We start from the raw sequence: 24396 nt of genomic DNA, 5'->3' as shown, positions 1-24396 counted from the left end.
GCCTGTCAGCGCAATCGCAGGTTCTCAGGCTACATGCACCTTCGGCTTCTTGCCGCCGTTCCACTTGCCGTCGAGCGCGCGTTCGATCTGGGCGGCGAGTTGCAGCAAGAGGCCGTCATTGGCCTGCTTGGCAATGGCCTGGATGCCGAGCGGCAGGCCGTGGTTCTGAGATGCCATCGGCATCGAGATCGCCGGTATGCCGCAGAGATTGGCGAGCGGCGTAAAGGCGAAATTGCGCCAGAGATTGCCGAACCAGTCGAGCACGTCGGGATTGTCGGAGATGGTGAGGTATTCCCTGGTACCGACCTTCGGCGTCGGCAGCGCGGTGATCGGCGTCAGAATCACGTCCCACTGCTCGAAGAAGGTGCCGAAGCCGCGCGAGGTCGTGTTGAACACGGCCTGCATCTTCGCCCGCTCCGCGAAGCTGGTGTGCCGGCCAGCTTCCCAGATGCGAATATTCATGGGTTCGATCAGATCTTCCGGCGGTTTTTCCAACCCGCGCGCAGCGAGCATGTTGGAGATCACGACTGCGAAGTTCGAAATGTAGCAGGTGGTCTGCGCCGCGAACGCGGCGCGGAAGTCGATCTCGGGCAGGGCGTAGTCGACGTGATGGCCGAGGCCTTCGAGGAAGCGGCCCGCCTTCTCCAACTCGGCGGCGATCTCGGGCGTCGCGGTGTAATCGCCCCAGGTGTGCGAGAGCGCGATGCGAAGCTTGGCCGGGTCGCGCTTGATCATCTCGGAATAGGGCTGCGCCGTGTTCCAGAAGGGCATGAACTCGCCGGGGGCCGGCCCGCGGGCATGGTCGAGGAAGGCCGCCGTGTCGCGCACCGAGCGCGACTGGCAGCCCTGGATCGAGACGAGGCCGGTGAGATCCGACATGTGCGGCGCGAGCGAGAACACGCCGCGCGAGACCTTCAGTCCGATATTGCCGTTGACGCCGGCGGGAATACGAATCGAGCCGCCCCCATCGGTGGCATGCGCGATCGGCACCACACCGGCGGCGACCATCGCCGCGCTGCCGGCGGACGAGCCGCACGTGGTGTAGTCGGTGTTCCAGGGATTGCGTGTGACGTAAACGGCGGGATTGTCCGCGGAGCTGCACACGCCGAATTCCGGCGTCGTCGTCCGTCCGATGAGATTGAGCCCGGCTTGGCGGAATTTGCCGGTCAGGAACGTGTCTGCGCTCGCACGGTTGCCGCGCATCAGCAGCGAGCCCATTTCCTGCAGCCGTCCCTTCATGGTCGGCCCCAGATCCTTCATCAGGAAGGGCAGGCCGGCGAAGGGGCCGGCGAGGTTGGCGCCATCCTTGGCCGGGTCCGCGATCACGTCCTCGAACAGCTCGACCACGCCCGACAGCGCGGGGTCGACCTTGGCGACCCCGGCAGCGGCCTGCCGCGCCAATTCCTTCGCCGTCAGCTCGCCCTTGCGGACGCGCCCCGCCAGCGCGATGCCATCGTGCTGCGCCCATTCATTCCAGCTCATCGGCAAAGTCATGACGTCCATACTCCTCAGGTGCAGCGAAACCTTTTTCGCAAGGGACCGCGTGAATCAACCGAGCCGGCGCGGGGGGCAGGGTTGCGCGGGACGGAGGGGTCGCAGGGCGGAAGGATCAAGGGCGTCGCATCCATTAGTCGTGGGATCGCCGCAACTGAGGGCTGCCTGGCCTTTGACCTTGTCCGCAGGCCGCGTGGAGACCGCCTCCTGTTCCCCACTGCGAGCGAAGCAAAGCGATCCAGAGTCTCTTCGAGGAGGGATCCTGGATTGCTTCGTCGCAAGCGCTGGCAATGACAACGTGGCGATAGTGGGGACCACAAACCGCGCGCATATCCCGGGGCGCGGTGCAGCGCTCCCGGCGATACGAAGAGCCGTTCGGTCCGATGCGACCCGGCCACAAGCGCCTAGCGCGCTCGCGTTCGCATCGCACGATTGTGGCCAGATCGCATCGATCCAGCAAAAAATCCTCTGTCGACGGCCCTCCGCCGCACCTTGATGAATCAACCCCGGTTGGTCCATAAGCGGCGTCCCGCGGCCGGTGGTTCGCCCTGCGCAGCGTGCTTTGATAGAGGGAATCTCGCGTGGCCAGCATCAACCAGAAAATTGCGCAGGAGCTTGGGGTTCGCGCCGAACAGGTCGAGGCGGCAGTGACGCTGCTCGACGGCGGTGCCACCGTTCCCTTCATCGCCAGGTACCGCAAGGAAGCCACCGGTGCGCTCGACGACGCGCAATTGCGTACCCTGGAGGAGCGCTTGGTGTACCTGCGCGAGCTTGAGGACCGCCGCAAGGCCATCCTCGAATCGGTTCGCGAGCAGGGCAAGCTCGATGCCGCCCTCGAAGCGACGATCATGGCCGCCGACAGCAAGGCCCGCCTCGAAGATATTTATCTGCCGTTCAAGCCGAAGCGCCGCACCAAGGCGGAGATCGCCAAGGAGGCCGGCCTCGAGCCGCTCGCCAATCAGCTGCTGGCGGAACCCGCGAACGATCCCAAGGTCGTGGCCGAAGGCTTCGTCAATGCCGAGAAGGGCGTTGCGGATGCGGCCGCCGCGCTGGACGGCGCCCGCGCCATTCTGGTCGAGCGCTTCGACGAGGACGCCGACCTGATCGGCGCCCTTCGCGAGGAGATGTGGACCAACGCGCGTATGGCCTCCAAGGTACGCGACGGCAAGAAGACCGAAGGCGAGAAGTTCGCCGACTATTTCGATTTCTCCGAGCCGCTGACCAAGCTGCCCTCGCATCGCATCCTCGCCATGTTCCGCGGCGAGAAGGAGGAAATCCTCGATCTGCAAATTCAGGCCGAGGCCGAGGCGCCGCCGCCGGGCGTGCCAAGCGCTTATGAGCTGAAGATCATGAAGAGGTTCGGCATCGCCGATCTCAAGCGGCCCGGCGACCGCTGGCTGATCGACACCGTGCGCTGGGCCTGGCGTACCAAGATCCAGGTGCATCTCAACATCGACCTGCGCATGCGGTTGTGGAATTCGGCCGAGACCGAGGCCGTGCGGGTGTTCGCCTCCAATCTGCGCGACCTGCTGCTGGCGGCGCCGGCGGGCACCCGTGTCACCATGGGGCTCGATCCCGGCTACCGCACCGGTGTGAAGGTCGCGGTCGTGGACGCCACCGGCAAGGTGGTCGACACCACTGCGATCTATCCGCACGAGCCGCAGAGGCAGTGGAACGAGTCGCTGGCGACGCTCGGCAGGCTCGCGCTGAAGCATCGCGTCGAGCTGATCGCGATCGGCAATGGCACGGCTTCGCGCGAGACCGATAAGCTCGCGACCGAGCTGGTCAAGGGTCTCCCCGAGCTGAAGATGAACAAGATCGTGGTGTCGGAAGCCGGTGCGTCGGTCTATTCGGCCTCGGCCTTCGCCTCGGAAGAGCTGCCGGGACTCGATGTCACCCTGCGCGGCGCGGTGTCGATCGCGCGTCGTCTCCAGGATCCGCTCGCCGAGCTCGTCAAGATCGAGCCCAAGGCGATCGGCGTCGGCCAGTACCAGCACGATCTCGGCCAGGCCAAGCTCGCAAAATCGCTCGACGCCGTAGTCGAAGACTGCGTGAACGCGGTCGGCGTCGACGTCAACACCGCCTCGGCACCGCTGCTGGCGCGCGTGTCGGGCGTCGGCGCGGGTCTTGCGCAGAGCATCGTGGCGCACCGCGACGCCAACGGTCCGTTCAAGTCGCGCAAGGCGCTCAAGGACGTGCCGCGGCTCGGGCCAAAGGCGTTCGAGCAGTGCGCGGGCTTTTTGCGTATCCTGGGTGGCGAGGATCCGCTCGACGCCTCCGGGGTGCATCCGGAGGCCTATCCGGTGGTGCGCCGGATACTGGCGGCGACCAAGAGCGACATCAAGGCTCTGATCGGCAACAGCGAGATCGTGCGCACCTTGAAGCCGAAGGATTTCGTCGACGAGACTTTTGGTCTGCCGACCGTCACCGACATCCTGCGCGAGCTCGAAAAGCCCGGTCGCGACCCGCGCCCGGCGTTCAAGGCCGCGGTGTTCAAGGAAGGCGTCGAGGAGATCAAGGATCTCAAGAAGGGCATGATCCTCGAGGGTACCGTGACCAACGTCGCCGCGTTCGGCGCCTTCGTCGACATCGGCGTGCATCAGGACGGCCTCGTGCACATCTCGGCGATGTCCAAGAACTACATCAAGGATCCGCGCGAGGTGGTGAAGCCCGGCGACATCGTCAGGGTGAAGGTGCTGGACTTCGAGGTCGCGCGCAAGCGCATCTCGCTCACGCTGCGGCTCGACGACGAGGTCGGTGCCAAGAAGGAGGCACCCGGCATGCAGCGCGACAACAATTCACGCAATCCCGCCCGCATGACCTCCTCGCCACCCCGCAAGCAGGAGCCGGCCGGCGGCGGCGCCCTTGCAGAGGCGCTGCGCCGCGCGGCCGAGAAGAGCGGCGGCAAGCGGGCGTGAGCTCCCCCATCTCTCTGTCCGCTCTCGCGGGGAGAGGTGACTGTTGGGCCTATGGAGAGCTCTCTCCACATCGTCATGCGAGCGCAGCGATGCATATCCAGAATGCTTCGCCCGAAAGACTCTGGATTGCTATGTCGCAAGAGCTCCTTGCAATGACGGGAGAGAGGAGCTTCGCTTACAGCTCGATCACGCCGCGGCGCGCCGCGTGCGTGACCGCATCGGTGCGGCCGGTGGCATCGAGCTTGTCGAGCAGCGAGGCGACGTGGAATTTCACCGTGTGCACGGAGATGCCGAGCTGGCGGGCGATCATCTTGTTGGAGGCTCCTTCCGCCATCAGCGCCAGCACGTCGAGCTCGCGCTGCGTCAGCGCGATGTCCTCAGGCATGATGCGAGGGTCGCGGCCGACGATCGCCGCGGCCGCCTGCTCGCCCGGCGCGGCGAGGCGAAGTCCGGCGATATTACCGAGCAGGGCGGCCAGGCGGTCGGCCAAAGCTGGATCGTCTATCTCCAGGGACAGCACGATCTCAGGCGACGTGTCCTCGCTCACGCCTCCGGCCTCTCGCCGACCGTGACCTTGAAGCCGACCGGCTCGCCGCCGCGGAGCGCGGCGACATCGACCACGGCGCCGACGCTTGAAGGTCCAAGCGTGCCGGCTAGCGCGCGCACGCCGGAGAGCTTCTGGTCGTTGACCGCCACGATCACGTCACCCTGGCGGATGCCGGCCGCAGCCGAAGGTCCGGCCGTGTCGACATTCATCACCATGGCGCCGATGCCGTCCTCGAGCCGCACCGGCTGGAGCCCAAGGCCGAGATAACCCCGCGCGATGCGACCCCGGGTTTCGAGCTGCGTTGCGACCCGCTCAATCGTCGCGGTCGGGATCACCAGAACCCGACGCGGCCCGAGCACGACCATGCCGTAGGCTTCACCCGTTGCATCGAGCGCGAGCCCGCCCTGCTGGCTCTCGCGCAGGCGCACGTCGAGCTCGATCCGCGCATCGATGTCGCCGCCGCGCAGGGAGCGCCAGCTCTTGCCAGACGCCGAGACCATCCCGAGCGCGGCGCTCGGCGTGTCGCGATTGGTGGCCACCACAACCGACAGGGCGCCCAGCGGCGGCACAGTCGCCGTCAGCCTGACCGGCGCGGTGGCGGCATCGACGCGCAGCAGCGCGATATCGGTCGTATGGTCGCGGCCGGCAATCGTGGCGGTCGCTCGGCCGCCGTCGGCAAGGCCGATCCCCACCTCCCCCTCGTCGGCCAGCGTCTCGTCGGCCGTAACGATGAGGCCGGGCTTCCAGGCGAAGCCGGTGGCGTAGGAGCGATGGGAGTGCACGGAGACGACGGACGGCGCGGTGCGCCCCACAATATCCGCGAGCGCGGACGACAGCGAAGTCAGAGCGGTTGGGTCGGTCATGGCAGGCTCCTGTAGCTGTTCTCAATCTGGGGTGCCGCGATCGTTTGCGAAACTGGCCGGGTGGCCAGGACGCAGGCAGCGCCTGCGCAGGACGCGGCCGACGAACATGTGATTGGGAGCCGCTCACGGCAACGTGTAGCAATCGCCCGACATTGCGCCGCACCGCTTCAACCTTTTCAGCGAGCCCTGACGATGACCGTCGACCTCACCCGCCGCACCCTGTTGCAGCTTGCCGGCGCGACCTCGCTTGCGATGGCAGCCGCAGCTGCGGCGCGCGCCGAGGGTGATCGGCAAGGCGGCGGGCCGACCTATGCCAGTCGCACGCCGATGCGGATCGGCATGGTGACGCTACGGGTGAAGAATCTCGACGAGGTCACAGACTACTACCGCGACGTGATCGGTCTCAGCGTCATGGAGCGCTCGGGCACCGCCGCGAAGCTCGGAACGGCTGGCATCACGCTGCTGGTGCTGGAGGCCCGCCCCAGTGCTGCAATCGAGCCTCGCAATGCCGCCGGCCTCTACCACACTGCCTTCCTGATGCCGACACGCAAGGACCTCGCTCGCTGGCTGGTCGCGGCCGCCACGCACCGCGTGCCGCTGACGGGCTTTGCCGATCATCTCGTCTCCGAATCCGTCTATCTCGACGACCCCGAAGGCAACGGCATCGAGATCTATGCCGATCGCGATCCCTCCCTATGGCAGTGGAGCGAGGGCAGCGTGAAGATGGCGACGGACGAGCTCGACATCCCCGATTTGCTGTCGCTGACCAACACGCGGGTGCCCGACTATGCCAAGGCGCCGGACGGTCTGCGCATCGGCCACATGCATCTGCGCGTCGGCGATCTCGCCGAGGCCCAGAGATTCTATCATGGTGTGATCGGGCTCGATCCGACCCGCAGCCGCGCCGGCGCCGCATTCCTGTCGTCGGGCCGCTATCACCATCATCTGGGCCTGAACGTCTGGCAGAGCCAGGGTGCCGGCCGGCGCGACCATCAGGCGACGGGCCTCGCCTGGTTCTCGCTGGTGATGGCAAGGCAGGAACTGCTCGCCGCGCAGGAAGAGCGGTTGCGCCAGAGTGGTGCGCAGGTCACGGGGCTCGCGGATGGCTTTGAGGCGGTCGATCCCTGGGGCACGCGGGTCCGGTTGCTCAGGACGTGACAAGTGCGGCCGTTTCAGCTTGCCGCACGTTTGAGGCGGTTTCCTCTTCGGACCAATTCCATCGTCCGCCGCCGGCGCGCTTGGCCGTGTAAAGGGCACGATCGACCTGCTCCAGAAGCTGAGAGGTTTTGCCTGCGGCCGCCGTCCCGGTGCTGACCAGGATGCCGGCGCTTGCGCCGATGCGGACTGGAATATCTGTCAGCAGGAACGGCATCGATAGGTCGCGGATGGCTTGGCGCGCCAGTGCGAGCGCTTCGTCGCGGCCGCCAGCCCCTGCGGCAACGGGCTTCAGCATCATGAACTCGTCTCCGCCGAACCGTGCCGCGAGGCCGCCTTCTCCGACGCACGACGACAATCGCTCCGCCACCTGGCGGAGCAGATCGTCGCCGGCGTGATGACCATGACGGTCGTTGACCGGTTTGAAGCCGTCGAGATCGATGGCGATGATGGCGAAGTCGCCCTGTGTCTCCGCCAACGCCTGGAGAAACGCGGCGCGGTTCGGCAGGCCGGTGAGGAAGTCGTGGGTCGCCTGCCGGGCCAAACGATGCTTGGCCTCCAGTCGTTCGACGAAGGCGGCGCTGAGATGCTTTGAGGCCTCCCGCAAGGTCAGCCAGAAGAACACCAGCATGACTGCGCCGAGCTTGTAGGCGAGCTCGGGGCGGAGCAGGCCGGCCAAGATGGTCGGCGTCAGCAGGACCGCCGCGGTGGTGAGGATGATCCAGGGACGGATCGCAGCTCGCGAGACCATACCGACGCAGAAGGACATCGAGAGCCCGAACGCGATCCAGGCGCCGGGCGCGTCGTCGAGCTGGAGCGCCCGATACGACAGCATGCCGAGCGAGAGGCCGAAGGCAGATGCGCCCGCACCGTAAAGCCGCTCCCAGCGGATCACGTCGGCATCGGTGAATTGCGCGGCGCGCGACTTGTAGCGGAACAGCGAGATGATGCGGGCTGTGGCCGTGATGAATATGAAGATCGAGATCACGGCGTAGCCGGTGTCCCCGCTCATGACGGCCAACGCCACGGCCCCCGTCACCGAAGTCACGCCGATCGCGAACACCTGCGGCAACGACGTGTACAGGAGGTCGACGAGCTCGCGCCTGATGCGCGGATCGGGATGCAGGAACCTGGACAGCATTGTCAGCGGCATGCCGGCACCATCACTGCATCTTCCTAACAAGGGGTTGGATGCGAGGCGCGGCACGACGGCTCGATGTGCAACGTCCTTAAGAAGTGGTCAACGCGGAATGCTTGCTGGCGGATTTTCGGCGTGTTAGCAGCGGCTAATGGCGCCGTGCGCGCCTCGATGCGTGGGAATATTGCCTGCCATGTCCGATTTTCGCGGTGTCTTCCCCTACCTCGTTTCGCCTCTCGATGCCGACGGCACGGTGCGTACCGAAGTCCTCGGCAGGCTCTGCGACGATCTGGTCGGCGCCGGCGTTCACGGCCTGACGCCGCTTGGTTCGACCGGCGAGTTTGCCTATCTCAATGCCGCGCAACGCACCGCAATCGTGCAGACCACGATCGAGGCCGCGCAGGGCCGCGTGCCGGTGATCGCAGGCGTTGCCTCCACCTCGACGGCAGACGCGGTCGCGCAAGCCAAGGCCTACCAGACGCTCGGTGCCGACGGCATCCTGGCGATCCTGGAAGCGTATTTTCCGCTTCCCGATGCCCAGGTCGAGTCCTATTTCCGCGCCATTGCGGATGCCGTGGACATCCCCGTCGTCATCTACACCAACCCGCAATTCCAGCGCTCCGACCTGACGCTCGACGTCATCGCGCGGCTCGCCGAGCATCCGCGCATCGGCTATATCAAGGACGCCTCGACCAACACCGGCCGGCTGCTCTCGATCATGAACCGCTGCGGCGATTCTTTGCGCGTGTTTTCGGCCTCGGCTCATATTCCCGCCGCAGTGATGCTGATCGGCGGCCGCGGCTGGATGGCGGGGCCCGCCTGCATCATCCCGCGTCAGAGCGTTGCGCTCTACGAGCTCTGCAAGGCTGGCCGCTGGGACGAGGCCATGGCATTGCAGCGCGGTCTGTGGCGCATCAACGAAGCCTTCGCGCGTTTCAATCTGGCCGCCTGCATCAAGGCCGGCCTTTCGGTCCAGGGCTACGACGTCGGCGATCCCGTCCCGCCGCAGGTACCGCTGACGGCCGACGCACGCAAGATCGTGGAGGCGGCGTTGCGCGAGCTGGCCTAGCTGGTTGGCACGCGGCAATTTGCCCCGGCACCCCTGTCGGACGCAAAATGGCCCTTACCTGAGTGAGAAACTTCCGTTCGTCTACGACGTTGCTGCGTGAGCGAGTTCTATCGCCCCATGCATGTGCCTCAAGCGTCGTATTCAGCACAAGAGACGGTGATCCCTAATGAATCGTCGCTATGCGATCGCCGCGGCAGTCTTCGCCGCCCTGCTGCTCGCCGTCACGAGCTCGAAGATCCTGCATGTCCCGATCTCGTATGTCCCATGGGCGGCTCCAACCGCGCGCGCCGTCGAGCAACGCGGGCCGCTATCCGATGGCGAAAAGGCTACCATCGATATCTTCGAGCGCGTGTCGCCCTCGGTCGTCCAGGTTGCGGTCCGGTCGGCGGCCAATCCTCTCATGGGCGAGGAAGGGCAGAGCGGCGCCGGCGCTTCCGGCACGGGGTTCGTCTGGGACCGGGACGGGCACCTCGTGACGAACAACCACGTCGTGGCCAATAGCAACGAGATTGCGGTGCGCTTCGCGTCGGGAGAGGTGGCCGAGGTCGACCTGGTCGGCAGGGCGCCCAACTACGATCTCGCGGTGCTGCGGATCCGCAGCGTCCGCCAGCTTCCGGCTCCGATTGCACTCGGCAGTTCGAACGACCTGAAGGTTGGGCAGTCGGCCTTCGCGATCGGCAATCCCTTTGGGCTGGATCAGTCGATGACCAGCGGCATCATCAGTGCGCTCAAGCGCAGGCTTCCGACCCATGGCGGTCGGGAGATCGCCAACGTCATCCAGACCGATGCTGCGATCAATCCGGGCAATTCTGGCGGGCCATTGCTGGATTCTGCCGGCCGGCTGATCGGCGTGACCACCGCGATCATCTCGCCCTCCGGTTCGAACGCCGGCATCGGGTTCGCGGTCCCGGTTGACGTCGTGAACCGGATTGTCCCCGAACTGATCCGCAACGGCCGGGTGCCGACTCCCGGCATCGGCATCGTGGCCGCCGGCGAGGATGTTTCGACCCGGCTTGGTGTCGAGGGGGTGATCGTGGTGCGGACGGCCCCCGGAAGTCCTGCCGAGCGGGCGGGCATTCGCGGCGTCAACTTTTCGACTGGAGCGGTCGGAGACGTCATTACCGCCGTCGAAGGCAAGCCGGTGCGGCGCCTCGCCGATCTGACCGATGCGCTGGAGCAGGCCGGGGCCGGGAAGACCGTCCGCCTCACCCTCAAGCGGGGCTCCGACACCCGCGACGTGAATGTGGGCATCATCGACATCGAGCGTTCCTGACGGGGCGATCTGCGTGGCCTAGGGGCGTGGCACGCAGTGCAGATGTGCCGCGGCTCGGTTGTCTGGCCCGTAAAATCGGCTAAAACCGCCGCGGTCGTTTTCCGGATTTCGAGGACAGAACGGAATGAACATTCTTCCCGGCAATTTGCGTTTCGGGGCGGGGCAGCCCGTCAAGCGTTTGGAAGATCAGCGGCTGCTCACCGGGAAGGGGCAATTCATCGACGACAAGCCGGAGGACGGCGCGCTGTGGTTGCACGTGCTGCGCTCGCCGCACGCCCACGCGAAGATCGTCTCGATCGACACCAGCGCCGCGGCATCGATGCCCGGCGTCACCGCAATCTACACCGGGGCCGACCTGGTCAAGGACGACATCGGTACCATCCCGACGCTGAACATCTTCAAGCGCCCGGACGGCAAGCCGATGACGGTGCCGCCGCGCCGGCTGCTCGCCCATGAGGTCGTGCGCTATGCTGGCGAGGCTGTGGCCGCCGTGGTGGCGTCGTCGCGCGTGGAGGCGCAGAGCGCGGCCGAGGCGATCGTGGTCGAGTACGACGTGCAGCCCGCGGTGGTCGATCCCGTCGAAGCGGTCAAGCCCGGCGCGCCCGTGGTGTGGCCGGAGGCGCCCGACAACATCGTCGGCGCCATGAGCTATGGCGATGCCGCCAAGGTCGACGAGGCCTTCGCCAAGGCGGCGCACACGGTCGAGCTCGACATCGTCAGCCAGCGCCTCGTTCCCTCCGCGATGGAGCCGCGCTCGACGATCGCAGAGATCGACAAGAAGACCGGACGCCTCCTCCTGCACGTGCAGTCCCAGACGCCGGCCTCGACCCGGGACGTGCTGGCGGAAGCCGTGCTCAAACGCCCGAAGGACAGCGTACGCGTGCTCGTCGGAGACATCGGCGGCGGCTTCGGCCAGAAGACCAACCTTTATCCCGAGGACGGCATCGTCGCCTATGCCGCGACCAAGCTGAACAAGAAGATCCGCTGGCGCGGCGACCGCACCGACGAGTTCGTCGGCGGCACCCACGGCCGCGATCTCACCTCGACCGCGTCCTTCGCGCTGGATGAAAAAGGCAAGGTGCTGGCCTATCGCGTCAAGTCGATCGGATGCACCGGCGCCTATTCTTCCGGAGCGGCCAACATCATCCCGCTCGTGCTCGGGCCCTTCGTGCAGACCGGCGTCTACGATCTGCCGCTGGTGCATTTCGAGGTCAAGTCGGTGATGACCCATACCGCGCCGGTCGGTGCCTATCGCGGCGCCGGCCGCCCCGAGGCGGTGTTCATCGTGGAGCGCCTGTTCGACGCTGCCGCGCGAAAGATCGGCATGGACCCGCGTGCGATCCGCAAGGCCAATTACATCAAGCCGGCACAGCTGCCCTACACCAATGCCGCCGGCCAGGTCTACGATTCCGGCGCCTTCGCCCACATGCTCGACCGCGCCGTGAAGCTCGCCGACTGGGACGGCTTTGCCGCGCGCAAGAAGGCGGCGAAAAAGAAGGGCCTGCTCTACGGTCGCGGCCTGACTTCCTATATCGAGTGGACCGGCGGCCGCGCGCACACCGAGAAGGTCAGCCTGCACGCGACCTCGCAAGGGCGCGTCGTGCTGCATTCCGGCACCATGGCAATGGGGCAGGGCCTGCAGACCACCTACACCCAGATGATCTCCGATACACTCGGCATCCCCATGGATAAGATCGACGTCGTCCAGGGCGACACCGATTTGGCCATGGGCTTCGGCAGCGTCGGCTCGCGTTCGCTGTTCGTCGGCGGCACGGCCGTCGCGGTCTCCTCGAACGACTTGGTCCAGAAGGCGCGCGAGAAGGCGGCGAACGTGCTCGAGACCTCGGTCGAGGACATCGAATATCAGGGCGGCATGCTCACCGTGGTCGGCACCGACCGCCGCATCAGCCTGTTCGATCTCGCCGAGAAGGAAAGCGGCGCAAAGCTCAGTGTCGATTCCGAAGGCGAGGTCGACGGTCCGAGCTGGCCGAACGGCACGCACATCTGCGAGGTCGAGATCGATCCCGAGACCGGTGTCTCCCGCGTCGTTCGCTACACCACCGTCGACGATGTCGGCGTCGCCGTGAATCCGATGCTGGTCACCGGCCAGATCCACGGCGGCGTGGCGCAGGGCATCGGCCAGGCCCTGTATGAGGGCGTGTCTTACGATGCCGACGGCCAGCTCCTCACCGCGAGCTACCAGGATTACTGTATCCCGCGCGCCGACGACATCCCGCCGATCGTGGTGACGCTGGATGATTCCGCACCATGCCGCACCAATCCACTCGGCGCCAAAGGCTGCGGCGAATCCGGCGCCATCGGCGGCCCGCCTTGCGTCACCAACGGTGTGATGGACGCGCTCGCCGAGCTCGGCATCACCCAGCTCAACACGCCCCTGACGCCGCAGAAGGTCTGGCAGGCGATCCGGGACGCAAAGGCGGCGGGTTAACTCTCCTCGTCGTTCCGATCTCCGCCGTCGTCCCGGATCGGCGCTCCGCTTATCCGGGACGACGGCGGAGGGTGGAGCGCCAGCCCGGCTAAATCCCCAGCATCATCTTCGCAATGATGTCGCGCTGGATCTCCGACGTGCCGCCGAAGATCGTGTAGGCGCGGCCGTTGAGATATTCCGGCATCACGGTCAGCATCTCCTCAGGCGTCGCCGGCTCGTGATTGAGCTTGTAGAGCGGGCGCATCGGTTCGACGGCGAGGGCGTCATGGCCAATCACGTCGGCGCCCAGCCGCGTCACGGCCTGGCGGATCTCGCTGTTGCGCAATTTCAGGATCGACGACACCGCGCCCGGATTTTGTCCGGTCTGGAGCGCCGAAAGCACCCTAAGCTCGGTCATCTCCAGCGCGTCGATATCGACTTCGACCTCGGAGATACGTGTTGCGATATCGGGGCTATCGATGGCCCGGCCCGTGAGGTCCGACTCGGCGAGATCCGCGATCGCCCTCAGCCCCTCGCGCAGCTTGGCCGAGGCGATGCCGGCGCCGCGTTCGAACTCGAGCAAATATTTGCCGTAGGTCCACCCCTTGCCTTCCTCGCCGACGCGGTTGGCGACCGGCACGCGCACGTCGTCGAAGAACACCTGATTGACCTCGTGGTCGCCGCCGATGGTCAGGATCGGGCGGGTGGTGATGCCCGGCGTCTTCATGTCGATCAGGATGAAGCTGATGCCATCCTGCTGCCGCGGCCCGTCGCTGGTGCGCACCAGCGCGAACATGCGGTTGGCGTGATGGGCGTGCGTGGTCCAGATCTTGGTGCCGTTGATGATGTAATCATCACCATCGCGCACCGCGCGCGTCTTCAACGAAGAGAGATCGGAGCCGGAGCCCGGCTCGGAATAGCCCTGGCACCAATAGTCCTCGCCGGAGAGAATCCGCGGCAGGTAGAAGTTCTTCTGTTCAGGGCTGCCGAAGCCGATGATGACGGGCCCGACCATCTTCACGCCCATCACGTTGACGTTGGGTACGCCCGCGCGTGCACATTCCGTCTCGAAGATCCAGCGCTGCGCCGGCGTCCAGTCGGGTCCGCCATGTTCCACCGGCCAGCCCGGTGCGCCCCAGCCCTGCTTGTGCAGCGCGCGCTGCCAGGCCATGCCGACGTCGGGATCGGAGAACACCGACGGCGTCAGCGCGGTCGCGCGCTTCATCTCGTCGGTGAGGTTCTTCGCAATGAAGTTGCGCACCTCGTCCTGGAAGGCACGCTCTTCGGCATTGAACGACAGATCCATGATGCGCTCCTCCTGTCAGGCCGAGGCGGCCCGGCGGCTCAGCTCGGCGTGGCGGCCATAATGATGCGCGCTGCCGCCGAACAGCGTGTCGAAGGCGACGAGCCGCTTGAAATAGGCGCCGACCTCGAGTTCCTCGGTGACGCCCATGCCGCCATGCAGCTGGATCGACTGTTCGCCGACGAAGCGCGCGCATCTGCCGATCTTCGCCTTCGCCCCCGAGGCGGCCCGCGCGCGCTCGACCGGCGGGCTGTCGGCCTTCAACGCAGCCCGCAGCGCCATCGAGCGGGATTCATCGACCTGCATCGCCATGTCGGCCAGACGGTGGCGGATCACCTGGTTGGCGGACAGCGTCCGGCCGAACTGCTTGCGGATCTTGGTGTATTCGAGCGTCGTGTCGAGCAACGTCTGCATGATGCCGACGGCCTCCGCGCCGAGCGCGGCCATAGCGCGGTCGACCGCCCATTCGATCGCGGGCAGCGAGTCGCTGCCGTCTCCAAGCAAGGCGTCCTGGGGCAGATTGACGTCAGACAGCTCGATATTGCAGGCGCGCCCCCCGCCGAGGCGCGCATAGTCGGAGATCGCAAGGCCCGGCGCCGTTGCCGGGACGGCGAACAGGCCGATTCGCCCCGAAGGGCCGTGATGGTCGTGCATCAGTGCGGAGACGATGATCTCGTCGGCGGCGTGGCCATCAAGCACGGCGATCTTGCTGCCGGCGAGGCGCCAGCCCTGCGCCGTCTTGTTGGCACTGGTCGCGACCTTGGCAAGATCGAACCGGGCTGCGCGCTCGGAATGGGCAAGGGCGAGCTTCAGCGACCCGTCCGCAACCTTGGGCAGGCTCGCCTGCTTCTGCTCCGTGGTGCCGCATCTGTCGATCAGCGCGGCTCCCAGCACGACCGTTGCGACATAGGGCTCGGATACCAGGCCGCGGCCGAAGGCTTCCATCAGGATGCCGACATCGACCGCGCCGCCGCCGAGCCCGCCAAACTCTTCGGGCAACGGCAGCGCCAGCCAGCCGAGCTCGGCGAACTGCTTCCAGACGGCAGGACTGAAGCCGAGCGGGTCGTTCGCCATCTTGCGGCGGTGAGCGGCATCGTAGCTCTCGGCCACGAAGCGTTCCGCGCTTTCTCGCAGCAGCTTTTGTTCGTCGCTGAGATTGAGGTCCATATCGCTACTCCGCGGCCGCCGGCGGCTTGCGCACGGAGGGATGCAGGCCGGAAGGATCGACGATCATGCCGAATTCCTGGAGATTGTGGGCGTGGCAGAGCTGATGCAGAGCAAAGGCCTGATCGATCGCGGCGGGCTGGCCCATCACGTCGACCGAGCGGTTGACGGCTTCCTTGGTCAGCTTCAGTGCGAAGGACGGTTTTGTCGCGATCCGGCGCGCCAGCTCGAGCACGCGCGAGGACAGCTCGGCGCGCGGCACGACTTGATTGACCATGCCGAGCTGGTGAGCCTCCTGCGCGCTCCAGCTGTCGGCCGTGAACAGGAACTCCTTGGCCTTGCGCGGACCGAGTTCCCAGGGATGCACGAACCATTCGACGCCGCAGACGCCCATGGTGACGACGGGATCGCAGAACTGCGCATCGTCGCTGGCGACGATGAGGTCGCAGGCCCAGGCCAGCATCAGTCCGCCGGCGATGCACTTGCCGTGGACCTCGGCAATGGTCGGCTTGGCAAGGTTGCGCCAGCGTCGCGTGATCTGGAGATATATCTCCTGCTCGCGCGCAAAGCGGCCGTGCGCATTGGGTTCGGCAAAGCCGCCCCAATTTCCTACCGGCGGAAAATCGGTGCCTGCTTCGTTCTTGCCGCCCGCACGCAGGTCATGGCCCGACGAAAAGTGCGGACCGGCTCCGGCGAGGATGATCACCTTGACCGCATCGTCCTGCACCGCCGCGTCGAAGGCGGCGTTGAGGTCGTAGGTCATTTGCAGGTTCTGCGCATTGCGCGCCTCGGGCCGGTTCATCACGATCCGTGCGATCGCCGGGTCCGGCCGTTCCACGAGGATGGTCTCGAACGAACTCATTGCGTTCCCCCTGGCGTTTCCGCTTTTGTTTTGTCGGAGTTGACTATGTCGGCCCGCGATAGGCAAGAGGCTTGCGTCAGCCGGCTGGCGTGTGGTCATCGGCGCAGCCATTCCCGGATGGTCCGAGGACCAGACCCGAAATCTCGAGATTCTCAGGTGCGCAAATGCGCACCATAGTTCGCTTTGGAATGACATCGGCAAGCTGGCGTCTTGCGCGCGCAATCTGATAGTTTGCGAGAGATTCCACCGGGAGAAATTTGATGCGCAAGATCCTGACCGTGCTGGCGGCGCTGGCCTCGCTGAGCCTGACCAATTGCGGCTACAATGCGATCCAGAGCGAGGACGAGCAGATCAAGGCCGCCTGGTCCGAGGTCGTGAACCAATATCAGCGCCGCGCCGATCTCGTGCCCAACCTCGTCAATTCGGTGAAGGGTTTTGCCCAGCAGGAGAAGGACGTGCTGCTCGGCGTCACCAATGCCCGGGCCAAGGTCGGCAGCATCCAGGCGACGCCCGAGGTGTTGAACGATCCCGCCGCGTTCCAGAAATTCCAGGCCGCCCAGGGCGAACTCTCCAGCGCCCTGTCGCGGCTGCTGGTCGTCACCGAGAACTATCCGCAGCTGAAGTCGGATGCCTTGTTCAAGGACCTGATGTCGCAGCTCGAGGGGACCGAGAACCGGATCACTGTGGCGCGTAACCGCTACATCAAGTCGGTGCAGGACTATAATGTCACCATCCGCTCGTTCCCGAGCAACCTCACCGCAATGATGTTCGGCTACAAGGAGAAGCCGAACTTTTCGGTCGAGAACGAGAAGGCAATCTCGACCGCGCCGAAGGTGGACTTCAACCCTGCACCAGCGCCGTCGAAGTAAGCGCGTTCGGCTCCCATGCGCGCCCCACACTTCGCCGTCATTCCCCGCGAAAGTAGGGAAGCCAGTACGCCGCAGCCTCTCCGTTCAAGCACTGCTGCCTCTGGAATACTGCATCGGCTGCCTTCGCGGGCGATGACAGCGGGTGTGTGGCGGGCATATTCGGTGGCCGCCTCGTGCGTGCTCGCCCTTGTGCTGCTCCTCACGCTCGGCCTCGCTTTCTCGGCCTCCGCCGACGTTGCCGTCCCCCAACTCACCGGCCGCGTCGTCGATCAGACCGGCACGCTTTCCAGCGCCGACATCGCCGCGCTGTCGCAAAAGCTGCAAGATTTCGAGAATCGCAAGGGCACCCAGATCGCCGTGCTGATCGTGCCGACCACCCAGCCGGAGACGATCGAGCAGTTCTCGATCCGCGTGGCCGAGGCCTGGAAGATCGGGCGCAAGAAGGTCGACGACGGCGCGATCCTTGTGGTCGCCAAGAACGACCGGCGCTTGCGCATCGAGGTCGGCTATGGCCTCGAAGGCGCGCTGACCGACGTGACCTCACGGCGCATCATCGACGAAGATATCACGCCCAAGTTCAGGAGCGGCGACTTCGCCGCGGGCATCGGCGCAGGCGTCGACCGCATGATGCGGGTGATAGATGGCGAGCCGCTGCCGTCTCCTTCGCGCAGCGCGAACTTCGCCCACAATCTGGAGGACCTCGCGCCGGTATTTGCCGCGGCGCTGTTTGCCTCCATCGGCGTCGGCGGATTCTTTCGTGCGGTCTTGGGACGGCTGCTCGGATCGTTGGTGACCGGGGGCATCATCGCGGCGGTGACCTGGCTGATTCTCGGCTCCGCCGCGCTCGCCATGGCCGTGGGCGTCCTCGGCTTCATCATCGGATTTGTCGCGGATCTGTTTTCGGCGATACCGCCGGGCACCGGCCGCTCGCGCGGCGGTGGGTGGTCGAGCGGCTCCTCGGGCGGCTGGAGCAGCGGATCGTCGGGCAGCGGCGGCTTCAGCGGCGGCGGAGGCAGCTTCGGCGGCGGCGGCGCCTCGGGGAACTGGTAGCGGTCATGAGCATCAAGCGTATCGCCCGGCATCTCGTGCAGCATCATTGGCGAGCCAAGCAGATCTTTCCGCCAGCCGTGCTCGATCGCATCGAGCAGGCGATCAAGCGCGGCGAAGCCACCCATTCCGGCCAGGTCCGCTTCGTGGTCGAAGGCGCGCTCGACGGCGCGCCACTGTTCCGCAACCAGCCGGCGCGCGAGCGCGCGCTCGACGTGTTCGCGCACTTGCGCATCTGGGATACCGCGCACAACAACGGCGTGCTGATCTATCTCCTGCTCGCCGATCGAGACGTCGAGATCGTCGCCGATCGCGGCATCGACTCGAAGGTCGGCGCCGCAGGCTGGGAGACCATCTGCCGCGCGATGGAGGCCGAGTTCAGATCGGGCCGTTTCGAGCGCGGCGTGATCGCCGGCATCGAGGCGGTGTCGCGCGAGCTGGCGCGGCATTTCCCTCCGCACGGTCCGCATGCGAACGAACTGCCGGATGCGCCGGTGGTGATGTGACGGACAGTGATGTGGATGAAGCCGCATCGGCAATGACGATGCAGGAGCTGCGGGCGATTGACGCGTCCTCTCGCCGTCACGCGCGCGCGTAGCGAATGGAAAGGGCGACGGCCCATTTCGTCGCCATTCATCTTCGTCCGGTTACGAATTGTTTCACGCCCGCCACACCGGTTCCATTTTCCCGGCTCAATTCGGCCCCGGATAACTTCCTAAAATTTCGGTTAGCGGGTCCCGAGGTAAGGATTTCGCAAGCAATGAAAGTTACCAAAAAGTCAACCGAGACTGGAGTATTTGAGCCGTGAGCGAACCACTGTCCGAGCAGGATGCCCGGGAAACCGGTGTTGTCGACGCCGCAGCACCGCAGGCCGTCGCGGCTGCCCCCGGCATTGACGCCCCCTCGATCGCCCCTGATCACGAGGCGCCGCCGAAGCCGGATCCGGTCAAGGCGGAAGCCCCGAAGGTGGAGCCGCCTCGGCTCGAGGTGTCGAAGTTCGACGCAAAGGCGGAGGCCCGAACCGAGTCCAAGGCTGAAGCCAAGCCCGAGCCGAAGCTAGGCAAGCTCATCGTCATGTCGCCTTCCGACCGCGGCTGGGAGCGCGAGGAGTTCGCCCCGCATGTGAAGGCGGACGAGCCGCGCGAAACCGGCAGCAAACGCCGCCTGTCGGCGATGGCCGCGGTGGTGGCTATTGCCGCCGGCGTCGGCGCGATCAGCGGTGCGCTCGCGACCGCGGGCATGATGCGTTTCGCCGCGCCGGCCCAGGCTCCGGTGCAGGTCGCCGACACAAGCGCGTTGGATGCGTCCGTGGCGCGGATCGATGCCGACCTCGCCGCACTGAAGGCCAATGTCGAGCACGGCTCGAAGACCGGCCTCAGCCAGTTCAACCGGACCAACGATCGCCTCGACAAGCTCGAGAAGGCGCAGGCCGAGCCGCTGGCCAAGATCGCAAAATTGTCGGAGACCCTGGACAAGCTCCGCGCCGCGCCTGCCCAGGCCGCGGCCGCCGCGCCCGCCAGGGAGACCACCGGCTCGATCGCGCCGACCCAGGTTGCGACCGCCGCAGCTGCTCCGGCTCCGGTAGCTGCCGCGCCCAAGACCGAGGTCGGCCGGTTGCCGACGATCGAAGGCTGGAGGCTGCGCAACGCCGGCAATGGCGGTGCGCTGATCGAAGGTCGCGACGGCCTCTACGAGGTCTATCCCGGCGACCCCATCCCCGGCGTCGGCCGCGTCGATGCGATCCGCCGTCAGGACGGCCGCTGGGTGGTCGTTACCAGCAGGGGCCTGATCGTCGGTCGCTGAGCGGCCCAGACACGACTTTTCGAAAGGCGCTTCACCAGGGTGTGAAGCGCCTTTTTGCTTGATCAGGCGTTTCCGGGCGGTGTTAGCTCAGGCATGAGCCGGATATTGCGAATTCTCGTTGCTGCTGCCGCATTGCTGGGCGGTGGCGTTTCGCTTCCAGCGGCCGAGACCCCGCAATTGACGCGCGGCACCGCGATCACCGACCCCGCTCTGCTGCGTCAGCTGGATCAGGGCGACACGTTGACGATCTCGCGCCTCTTGTCGCCGGAACGGAATTCGGACGTCCCGCTCTCGACCGAGCTGATGTTCGCGTCGCTGCCGCAGCTGAGAGACATTCCGCCCGCGATCGATGCGGAATTTGACCGCTACATCGCCTGGTACAAGGCGACTTATCCGGGCGAGACCATCGGTGCCGGCGAAGGCTTTGACGTCCAGCTGTTCGATCGGGCCAGCCTGAAATCCCGCGACACGCGGTTTGTGCTGGCCGGCATCGTCAATCGCATGGACCGCGCTTTTGTCTCGGAGGAGTCCTGCGGCGAGATCCGGCTGATCTATCGTCTGGCGCGTTTCGACAGCAGCCCGGAAGGCGGCAAGACCACAACGCGCCTGCCGATGACGTTGAACCTCGCGATGAAGGCACGCGATCCGCGCCAGACCGATGCGAGCGGCAAACCAATCACCTGCGCCGAGCTCGCGCGGCGCTGGCTCGACAATGGCGACTGGCAAGGCTTGATCGGCAGTCGCGCCCCGCCTTACGACGCCATGCTCGACCGCATCGAGACCAACATCCAGATCTCGGTCGCGCCGAAATCGGCCCTGCACGATTTCCGCTCCGACTATCTGCTCAAGGTGTTCAAGTACGACGGCGCCACGAAGACGTTCTGGGAATCGACGCTGGAGAACCAGATCGACCGCGACCGCATTCTTGCCGACGATGCGCTCCGGCGTGAGTTCAAGGATTGGCTGCTCGCGCCCGATCATCTGCGCGAATTCGATCGCGGCACGGTGATGATCCCGGAGAAGTTCCTGGCCAAGGGCGCGGTGGTGCCGACCCCCGCCGGCCTCGATGCCTCAGCGTTGCAGCCGGAGTTCGGAATGATGCAGGGGGAAGGAAACCGGGAAGCTAAAGGCGATCCCGTCTTTACCGACAATGACGTGGTCAGCGCACTGAAGCAGGTGGCGGCACGCGGCGTCGACATGCAGAACGTCCGCTCGGTCGCAGGCTTCCAGCGCCGCCTCAATGACGTCACCTGCGCCGGCTGCCACCAGACCCGCGGCATCGGCGGCTTCCATTTCCCGGGCGTCGACTGGCTCGCCGACAAGCCGTCGCATTCCACGATCGTCCCGGCCTCGCCGCATTTCTTCGGCGACCAGCTCCGCCGGCGCGACATCCTGGCCGCCTTTGCCGCAGGGAAACGCCCTGATTTTTCACGCGGATTCGCCAGTAGGCCACAGACCCGCGGCAGCCGCGAGCTTGCCGGCACCCAATATCAGGACGGCTGGGGCGCGCATTGTTCCCTCCAAAATCAGGGACCGGGAGCGCCGGACAAGAGTTTTACGTCGTGGAGCTGTGCTAAAGGTCTCACCTGTCAGGCTGCCTCGGCCTCCGGCCGTATCGGCATGTGCTTCATCAAGACGCGCTAAACCTCAAGCGATTTGGATGATCCATGAATACCAGCGAGGCCAATAAGGAGCGTAATCGCAAGATCGCGCGCAATGAGGAAGCCAAGCAGGTCATCGGCAGCGCGCGCGTCAGCATCTGGGCGATCGCGATGGCCGCCATCGTATGCGGGATCTTGTTTGCGCTGGGCTGGCTCGCATTGCGCTAGCGGTGCACTTCACCTCGCGTAATTCGTCATCCGCTTTCCCGGCAGCAGCTCATAGGCCGGCTTCCAGCCGGACAGCGCCGCCATGCGGCCGAGCCAGGCATGGATGGCCGGATGGCTCACCGCGAAATCGAAGCCGTGCTCGTCGCTCGGATAGTGCAGATAGGCCATCATCGAGATGTCGGCGATTGTCGGCCGTGGTCCGATCGCGAAAGCATTGTGCTGGAGATGGCCGTCGAGAATGCCGAGGAAATCCTCCAGCCGCCGGCGGAAATGTTTCAGCACCTGCGGGTCGTTCTTCTCGGTGAACGCGCGCATGAAGCGGTAGGTCGCCATGTAGCCGGTGAGCTTGTGGTTGTCCCAGAACAGCCACCGCAGCAGCTCGAACTTCTCGTTCTCCGTCTCGGCGCCGAAACGCCCGTACTGTTCGGCGAGCTTGAGCAGAAGAGGCGCGGTCTGGGTCATCTTCACCCCGTCGACCTCGAGCACCGGGATCTCGCCCATCTCGTTCACGGCTTTGCGCCATTCCGCACTACGCGTGACGCCGCCGGCAAAATCAGTCCACAGCGGCTCGAATGTCTCGCCGCACATCGTCAGCATCAGCGCCAGCTTGTAGCTGTTGCCTGACTCGGGGAAATAGTGGAGGCGGTAGCTGGGCATTGAACGCTCCTTGCCTTCGGCGGCCTGGACGACGATATTACATATGATCCGCATAACAGAACATTTGTTCTGTCGTTGGTCAAGAGCTGGATGCTGGACCGGATGAGCAGGGATTCAAAGACGGAGTCGGGCGAGCGCGAGCGGTCCCTGATGCAGGCGACGCTGCGCATCATCGGGCGACATGGGCTGGACGGCGTGACCCACCGGGCGGTCGCGGCCGAAGCCGGGGTTTCACTCGGTGCGGTCACGCATCATTTCGGACCCCGTGATGCGCTGGTAGAGGCGGCGCTGCAGTTCGCTCTGGCGCGCGAGGTCGGCCGGCTGCGTGCGTTGGCCCTCGGCCTTCAGGATAAGGCATTCGAGGTCGAGGCCTGGATCGATGCGCTGGTCGACTTCTATGTCCGGGAACTCGGCACAGAAGCCGAGACGCATATCGCCTGCTATGAGGCTTTCCTGGCTGCCGCGAGGCAACCCTGCTATCGGCCCGTGGTCGCCGAGTGGTTTGACACGTGGCGGCAGAGTGCGGAGCTTGCGCTGAAGGCCGCGAAGTCGCCAAACCCACGCCCTCACGCCGAGTTGTTCGTCTCGGCGTTGATCGGCTTGCTGTTTCGTCAACTCGCCACGCCCAGGGCCGGCTTCCGCCGTGAGGCGAAGGCGGAGCTGTTGGAGCTGGTGGGCGGCTTGATCGCGCGGAAGTAACGCCCGCGCGCCGGCCTATCCCACCGCTCCGTTCGACCGAAGCTGCCTGATCGCCGCCTCGTCGTATCCCGCAGCGCGCAAGATCTCGTCACTGTGCTCGCCGACAGCGGGCGGCTTGCGCGGCTGCACCTTCTTCGCGCCATCGATCCAGATCGGGCTGTTGATGGTGAGCATGGTGTCATTCTCGAACGGCACCAGCACCTCGTTGTCGAGCATCTGCTTGTCGTTGGGGATGTCGTCCAGAATGGCGACGACCCCGAACACCAGGCCACTACCATCGAGGATTTTTCGCCATTCGGCGAGATCTTTCGTAGCGAAGGTTTCGTCCAGGATCTTGATCAGCTCGACCGAGCGGGCGTGACGGTCGGCCTTGGTGACGAAACGGGGATCATTGATCAGATCCTCGCGCCCCAGGCATTTGGCCAGCGTCGGAAACTGCTTCTCCTCGTTCAGCAGCGACAGGATCAGCCAGCGGCCGTCCTTGCACTGGTAGTGATTGGCGACCGCGTTCAGCGCGCGTTCGCGCGGGCGCCGCTCGCCGAACTTGGCGCCGCACAGCTTTGCCTGCGCCAGCACGCTCGCCGCCCACACCCCGTTCGCCATCAGATTGGAGGCGACATGCGAGCCCTTGCCGGTCTTCTCGCGCTGATAGAGCGCGGTGACGATGGCGCCGTAGAACGCCATGGCGCAGGGGTGGTCGCCCATGCCGGCGACCGAGCGCGCCGGCGTCGTGTCGGTGTCGGCACGGACGAGGTCCATCAGGCCGGAGCGCGCCCAATAGGCGTTGCTGTCGAAGCCGGGCTTGTTGGCTTCCTCGCCCTTTTCGCCATAGCCGGTGAAGGAGGCGTAGATCAGCCGGTCGTTGAGATGGGCGAGGTGGTCATAGGTGATGCCGAGCTTGGCGCGCACGGGCGGCGGCATGTTGGTGATGAAGACGTCGGCCTCTTCCACCAGCTTGTACAGCACGGCCTGCGCTTCAGGCTTGGATAGATCGAGCGCGATGCTCTTCTTGTTGCGGGCCTCCAGCAGCCAGGCGAAATTATGCTCGCCGGTGGGATAGCCGGGCAGGTTCGGCAGGTTGCGGTAGGGGTCGCCGGCGCCGGGCGGCTCGATCTTGATGACGTCGGCACCGAAATCCGACAGCACGGTCGCGGCCGCCGGCGCTGCTATGAAGCTCGCGCAGTCCAGAACCTTCAGCCCCGCAAAAATGCCCTTGTCCATCGCGGCGTTGCTCCCTCGCTCTTGTCGTTTCCCGCGCGCTGGAATAGGCGCGGGTGA

Annotated in this window: 21 protein-coding genes; 12 read left to right on the top strand and 9 right to left on the bottom strand. The window is 65.7% G+C overall.

Annotation, left to right across the window (positions count from 1 at the left end; genetic code table 11):
- Positions 1-24: 24 nt before the first annotated feature.
- The gene (locus ASG57_RS17060; protein WP_024342209.1) at positions 25-1494 is read right to left on the bottom strand and encodes an amidase; all 1470 of its coding nucleotides are present in this window, start codon (positions 1492-1494) and stop codon (positions 25-27) included.
- Positions 1495-2075: 581 nt separating this feature from the next.
- Here ASG57_RS17060 and ASG57_RS17055 point away from each other — a divergent pair.
- A complete protein-coding gene (locus ASG57_RS17055; RefSeq protein WP_057196858.1) occupies positions 2076-4412 on the top strand; it encodes a Tex family protein in 2337 nt (778 codons plus the stop codon).
- Between the two features lie 175 nt (positions 4413-4587).
- Here the strand turns inward: ASG57_RS17055 and ASG57_RS17050 are convergent, their stop codons facing one another.
- Both ASG57_RS17050 and ASG57_RS17045 read right to left on the bottom strand, forming a co-directional pair.
- Positions 4588-4959: a response regulator transcription factor gene (locus ASG57_RS17050; RefSeq protein ID WP_024342211.1), complete on the bottom strand. Its 372-nt coding sequence runs from the start codon at positions 4957-4959 to the stop codon at positions 4588-4590.
- Positions 4956-5822, bottom strand: a complete 867-nt coding sequence (locus tag ASG57_RS17045) for a S1C family serine protease (protein WP_024342212.1) — start codon at positions 5820-5822, stop codon at positions 4956-4958. The genes ASG57_RS17050 and ASG57_RS17045 overlap by 4 nt, the downstream gene beginning before the upstream one ends.
- 192 nt (positions 5823-6014) lie before the next feature.
- Here ASG57_RS17045 and ASG57_RS17040 point away from each other — a divergent pair, with 192 nt between their 5' ends.
- A complete protein-coding gene (locus ASG57_RS17040) occupies positions 6015-6980 on the top strand; it encodes a VOC family protein (RefSeq protein WP_024342213.1) in 966 nt (321 codons plus the stop codon).
- On the opposite strand, the gene ASG57_RS17035 is transcribed toward ASG57_RS17040, so the two are convergent.
- Complete coding sequence (locus ASG57_RS17035; RefSeq protein ID WP_024342214.1) at positions 6970-8130, bottom strand: GGDEF domain-containing protein; 1161 nt, start codon at positions 8128-8130, stop codon at positions 6970-6972. The two genes, ASG57_RS17040 and ASG57_RS17035, sit on opposite strands and share 11 nt — an antisense overlap.
- 178 nt (positions 8131-8308) lie before the next feature.
- Here ASG57_RS17035 and ASG57_RS17030 point away from each other — a divergent pair, with 178 nt between their 5' ends.
- From ASG57_RS17030 to ASG57_RS17020, 3 genes are all read left to right on the top strand, one after another.
- Positions 8309-9184: a dihydrodipicolinate synthase family protein gene (locus tag ASG57_RS17030; protein ID WP_024342215.1), complete on the top strand. Its 876-nt coding sequence runs from the start codon at positions 8309-8311 to the stop codon at positions 9182-9184.
- A gap of 166 nt (positions 9185-9350) precedes the next feature.
- Complete coding sequence (locus ASG57_RS17025; protein WP_024342216.1) at positions 9351-10457, top strand: S1C family serine protease; 1107 nt, start codon at positions 9351-9353, stop codon at positions 10455-10457.
- A gap of 124 nt (positions 10458-10581) precedes the next feature.
- Positions 10582-12906, top strand: coding sequence for a xanthine dehydrogenase family protein molybdopterin-binding subunit (locus tag ASG57_RS17020; protein ID WP_024342217.1), 2325 nt, complete (start codon positions 10582-10584; stop codon positions 12904-12906).
- Positions 12907-12994: 88 nt separating this feature from the next.
- Here ASG57_RS17020 and ASG57_RS17015 read toward each other — a convergent pair whose 3' ends face one another.
- The 3 genes from ASG57_RS17015 to ASG57_RS17005 are packed head-to-tail and all read right to left on the bottom strand — an operon-like array spanning position 12995 to position 16214.
- Complete coding sequence (locus ASG57_RS17015; RefSeq protein WP_024342218.1) at positions 12995-14191, bottom strand: acyl-CoA dehydrogenase family protein; 1197 nt, start codon at positions 14189-14191, stop codon at positions 12995-12997.
- Between the two features lie 15 nt (positions 14192-14206).
- Positions 14207-15355: an acyl-CoA dehydrogenase family protein gene (locus ASG57_RS17010; RefSeq protein ID WP_024342219.1), complete on the bottom strand. Its 1149-nt coding sequence runs from the start codon at positions 15353-15355 to the stop codon at positions 14207-14209.
- A 4-nt stretch (positions 15356-15359) separates the two neighbouring features.
- A complete protein-coding gene (locus ASG57_RS17005; protein WP_024342220.1) occupies positions 15360-16214 on the bottom strand; it encodes an enoyl-CoA hydratase in 855 nt (284 codons plus the stop codon).
- Positions 16215-16474: 260 nt separating this feature from the next.
- Here ASG57_RS17005 and ASG57_RS17000 point away from each other — a divergent pair, with 260 nt between their 5' ends.
- From ASG57_RS17000 to ASG57_RS38730, 6 genes are all read left to right on the top strand, one after another.
- Entirely contained in the window at positions 16475-17083 is a 609-nt protein-coding gene (locus tag ASG57_RS17000) for a LemA family protein (RefSeq protein ID WP_024342221.1), read from the top strand.
- Between the two features lie 132 nt (positions 17084-17215).
- Positions 17216-18133 (top strand): TPM domain-containing protein, encoded by a 918-nt coding sequence (locus ASG57_RS16995; protein ID WP_024342222.1) that lies wholly within the window; start codon positions 17216-17218, stop codon positions 18131-18133.
- 5 nt (positions 18134-18138) lie between these two features.
- Entirely contained in the window at positions 18139-18636 is a 498-nt protein-coding gene (locus ASG57_RS16990) for a TPM domain-containing protein (RefSeq protein ID WP_057196857.1), read from the top strand.
- Positions 18637-18946: 310 nt separating this feature from the next.
- Positions 18947-19933: a hypothetical protein gene (locus ASG57_RS16985; protein WP_024342224.1), complete on the top strand. Its 987-nt coding sequence runs from the start codon at positions 18947-18949 to the stop codon at positions 19931-19933.
- Positions 19934-20026: 93 nt separating this feature from the next.
- Complete coding sequence (locus tag ASG57_RS16980) at positions 20027-21577, top strand: hypothetical protein (RefSeq protein ID WP_024342225.1); 1551 nt, start codon at positions 20027-20029, stop codon at positions 21575-21577.
- 23 nt (positions 21578-21600) lie between these two features.
- Positions 21601-21762, top strand: a complete 162-nt coding sequence (locus ASG57_RS38730) for a hypothetical protein (protein WP_196232428.1) — start codon at positions 21601-21603, stop codon at positions 21760-21762.
- A gap of 9 nt (positions 21763-21771) precedes the next feature.
- On the opposite strand, the gene ASG57_RS16975 is transcribed toward ASG57_RS38730, so the two are convergent.
- Positions 21772-22419 (bottom strand): glutathione S-transferase family protein, encoded by a 648-nt coding sequence (locus ASG57_RS16975; protein ID WP_024342226.1) that lies wholly within the window; start codon positions 22417-22419, stop codon positions 21772-21774.
- 150 nt (positions 22420-22569) lie between these two features.
- On the opposite strand from ASG57_RS16975, the gene ASG57_RS16970 reads away from it, so the two are divergent.
- Positions 22570-23118: a TetR/AcrR family transcriptional regulator gene (locus tag ASG57_RS16970; RefSeq protein WP_035698704.1), complete on the top strand. Its 549-nt coding sequence runs from the start codon at positions 22570-22572 to the stop codon at positions 23116-23118.
- A gap of 15 nt (positions 23119-23133) precedes the next feature.
- Here the strand turns inward: ASG57_RS16970 and ASG57_RS16965 are convergent, their stop codons facing one another.
- Positions 23134-24339 (bottom strand): CaiB/BaiF CoA transferase family protein, encoded by a 1206-nt coding sequence (locus ASG57_RS16965; protein WP_024342228.1) that lies wholly within the window; start codon positions 24337-24339, stop codon positions 23134-23136.
- Positions 24340-24396: the final 57 nt, after the last annotated feature.

The organism is Bradyrhizobium sp. Leaf396 (assembly GCF_001424605.1).
Taxonomy (GTDB): Bacteria; Pseudomonadota; Alphaproteobacteria; order Rhizobiales; family Xanthobacteraceae; genus Bradyrhizobium; species Bradyrhizobium japonicum_C.
Note: the sequence above shows the minus strand (reverse complement) of the source record. Positions and strands in the feature narration are given on the sequence as shown.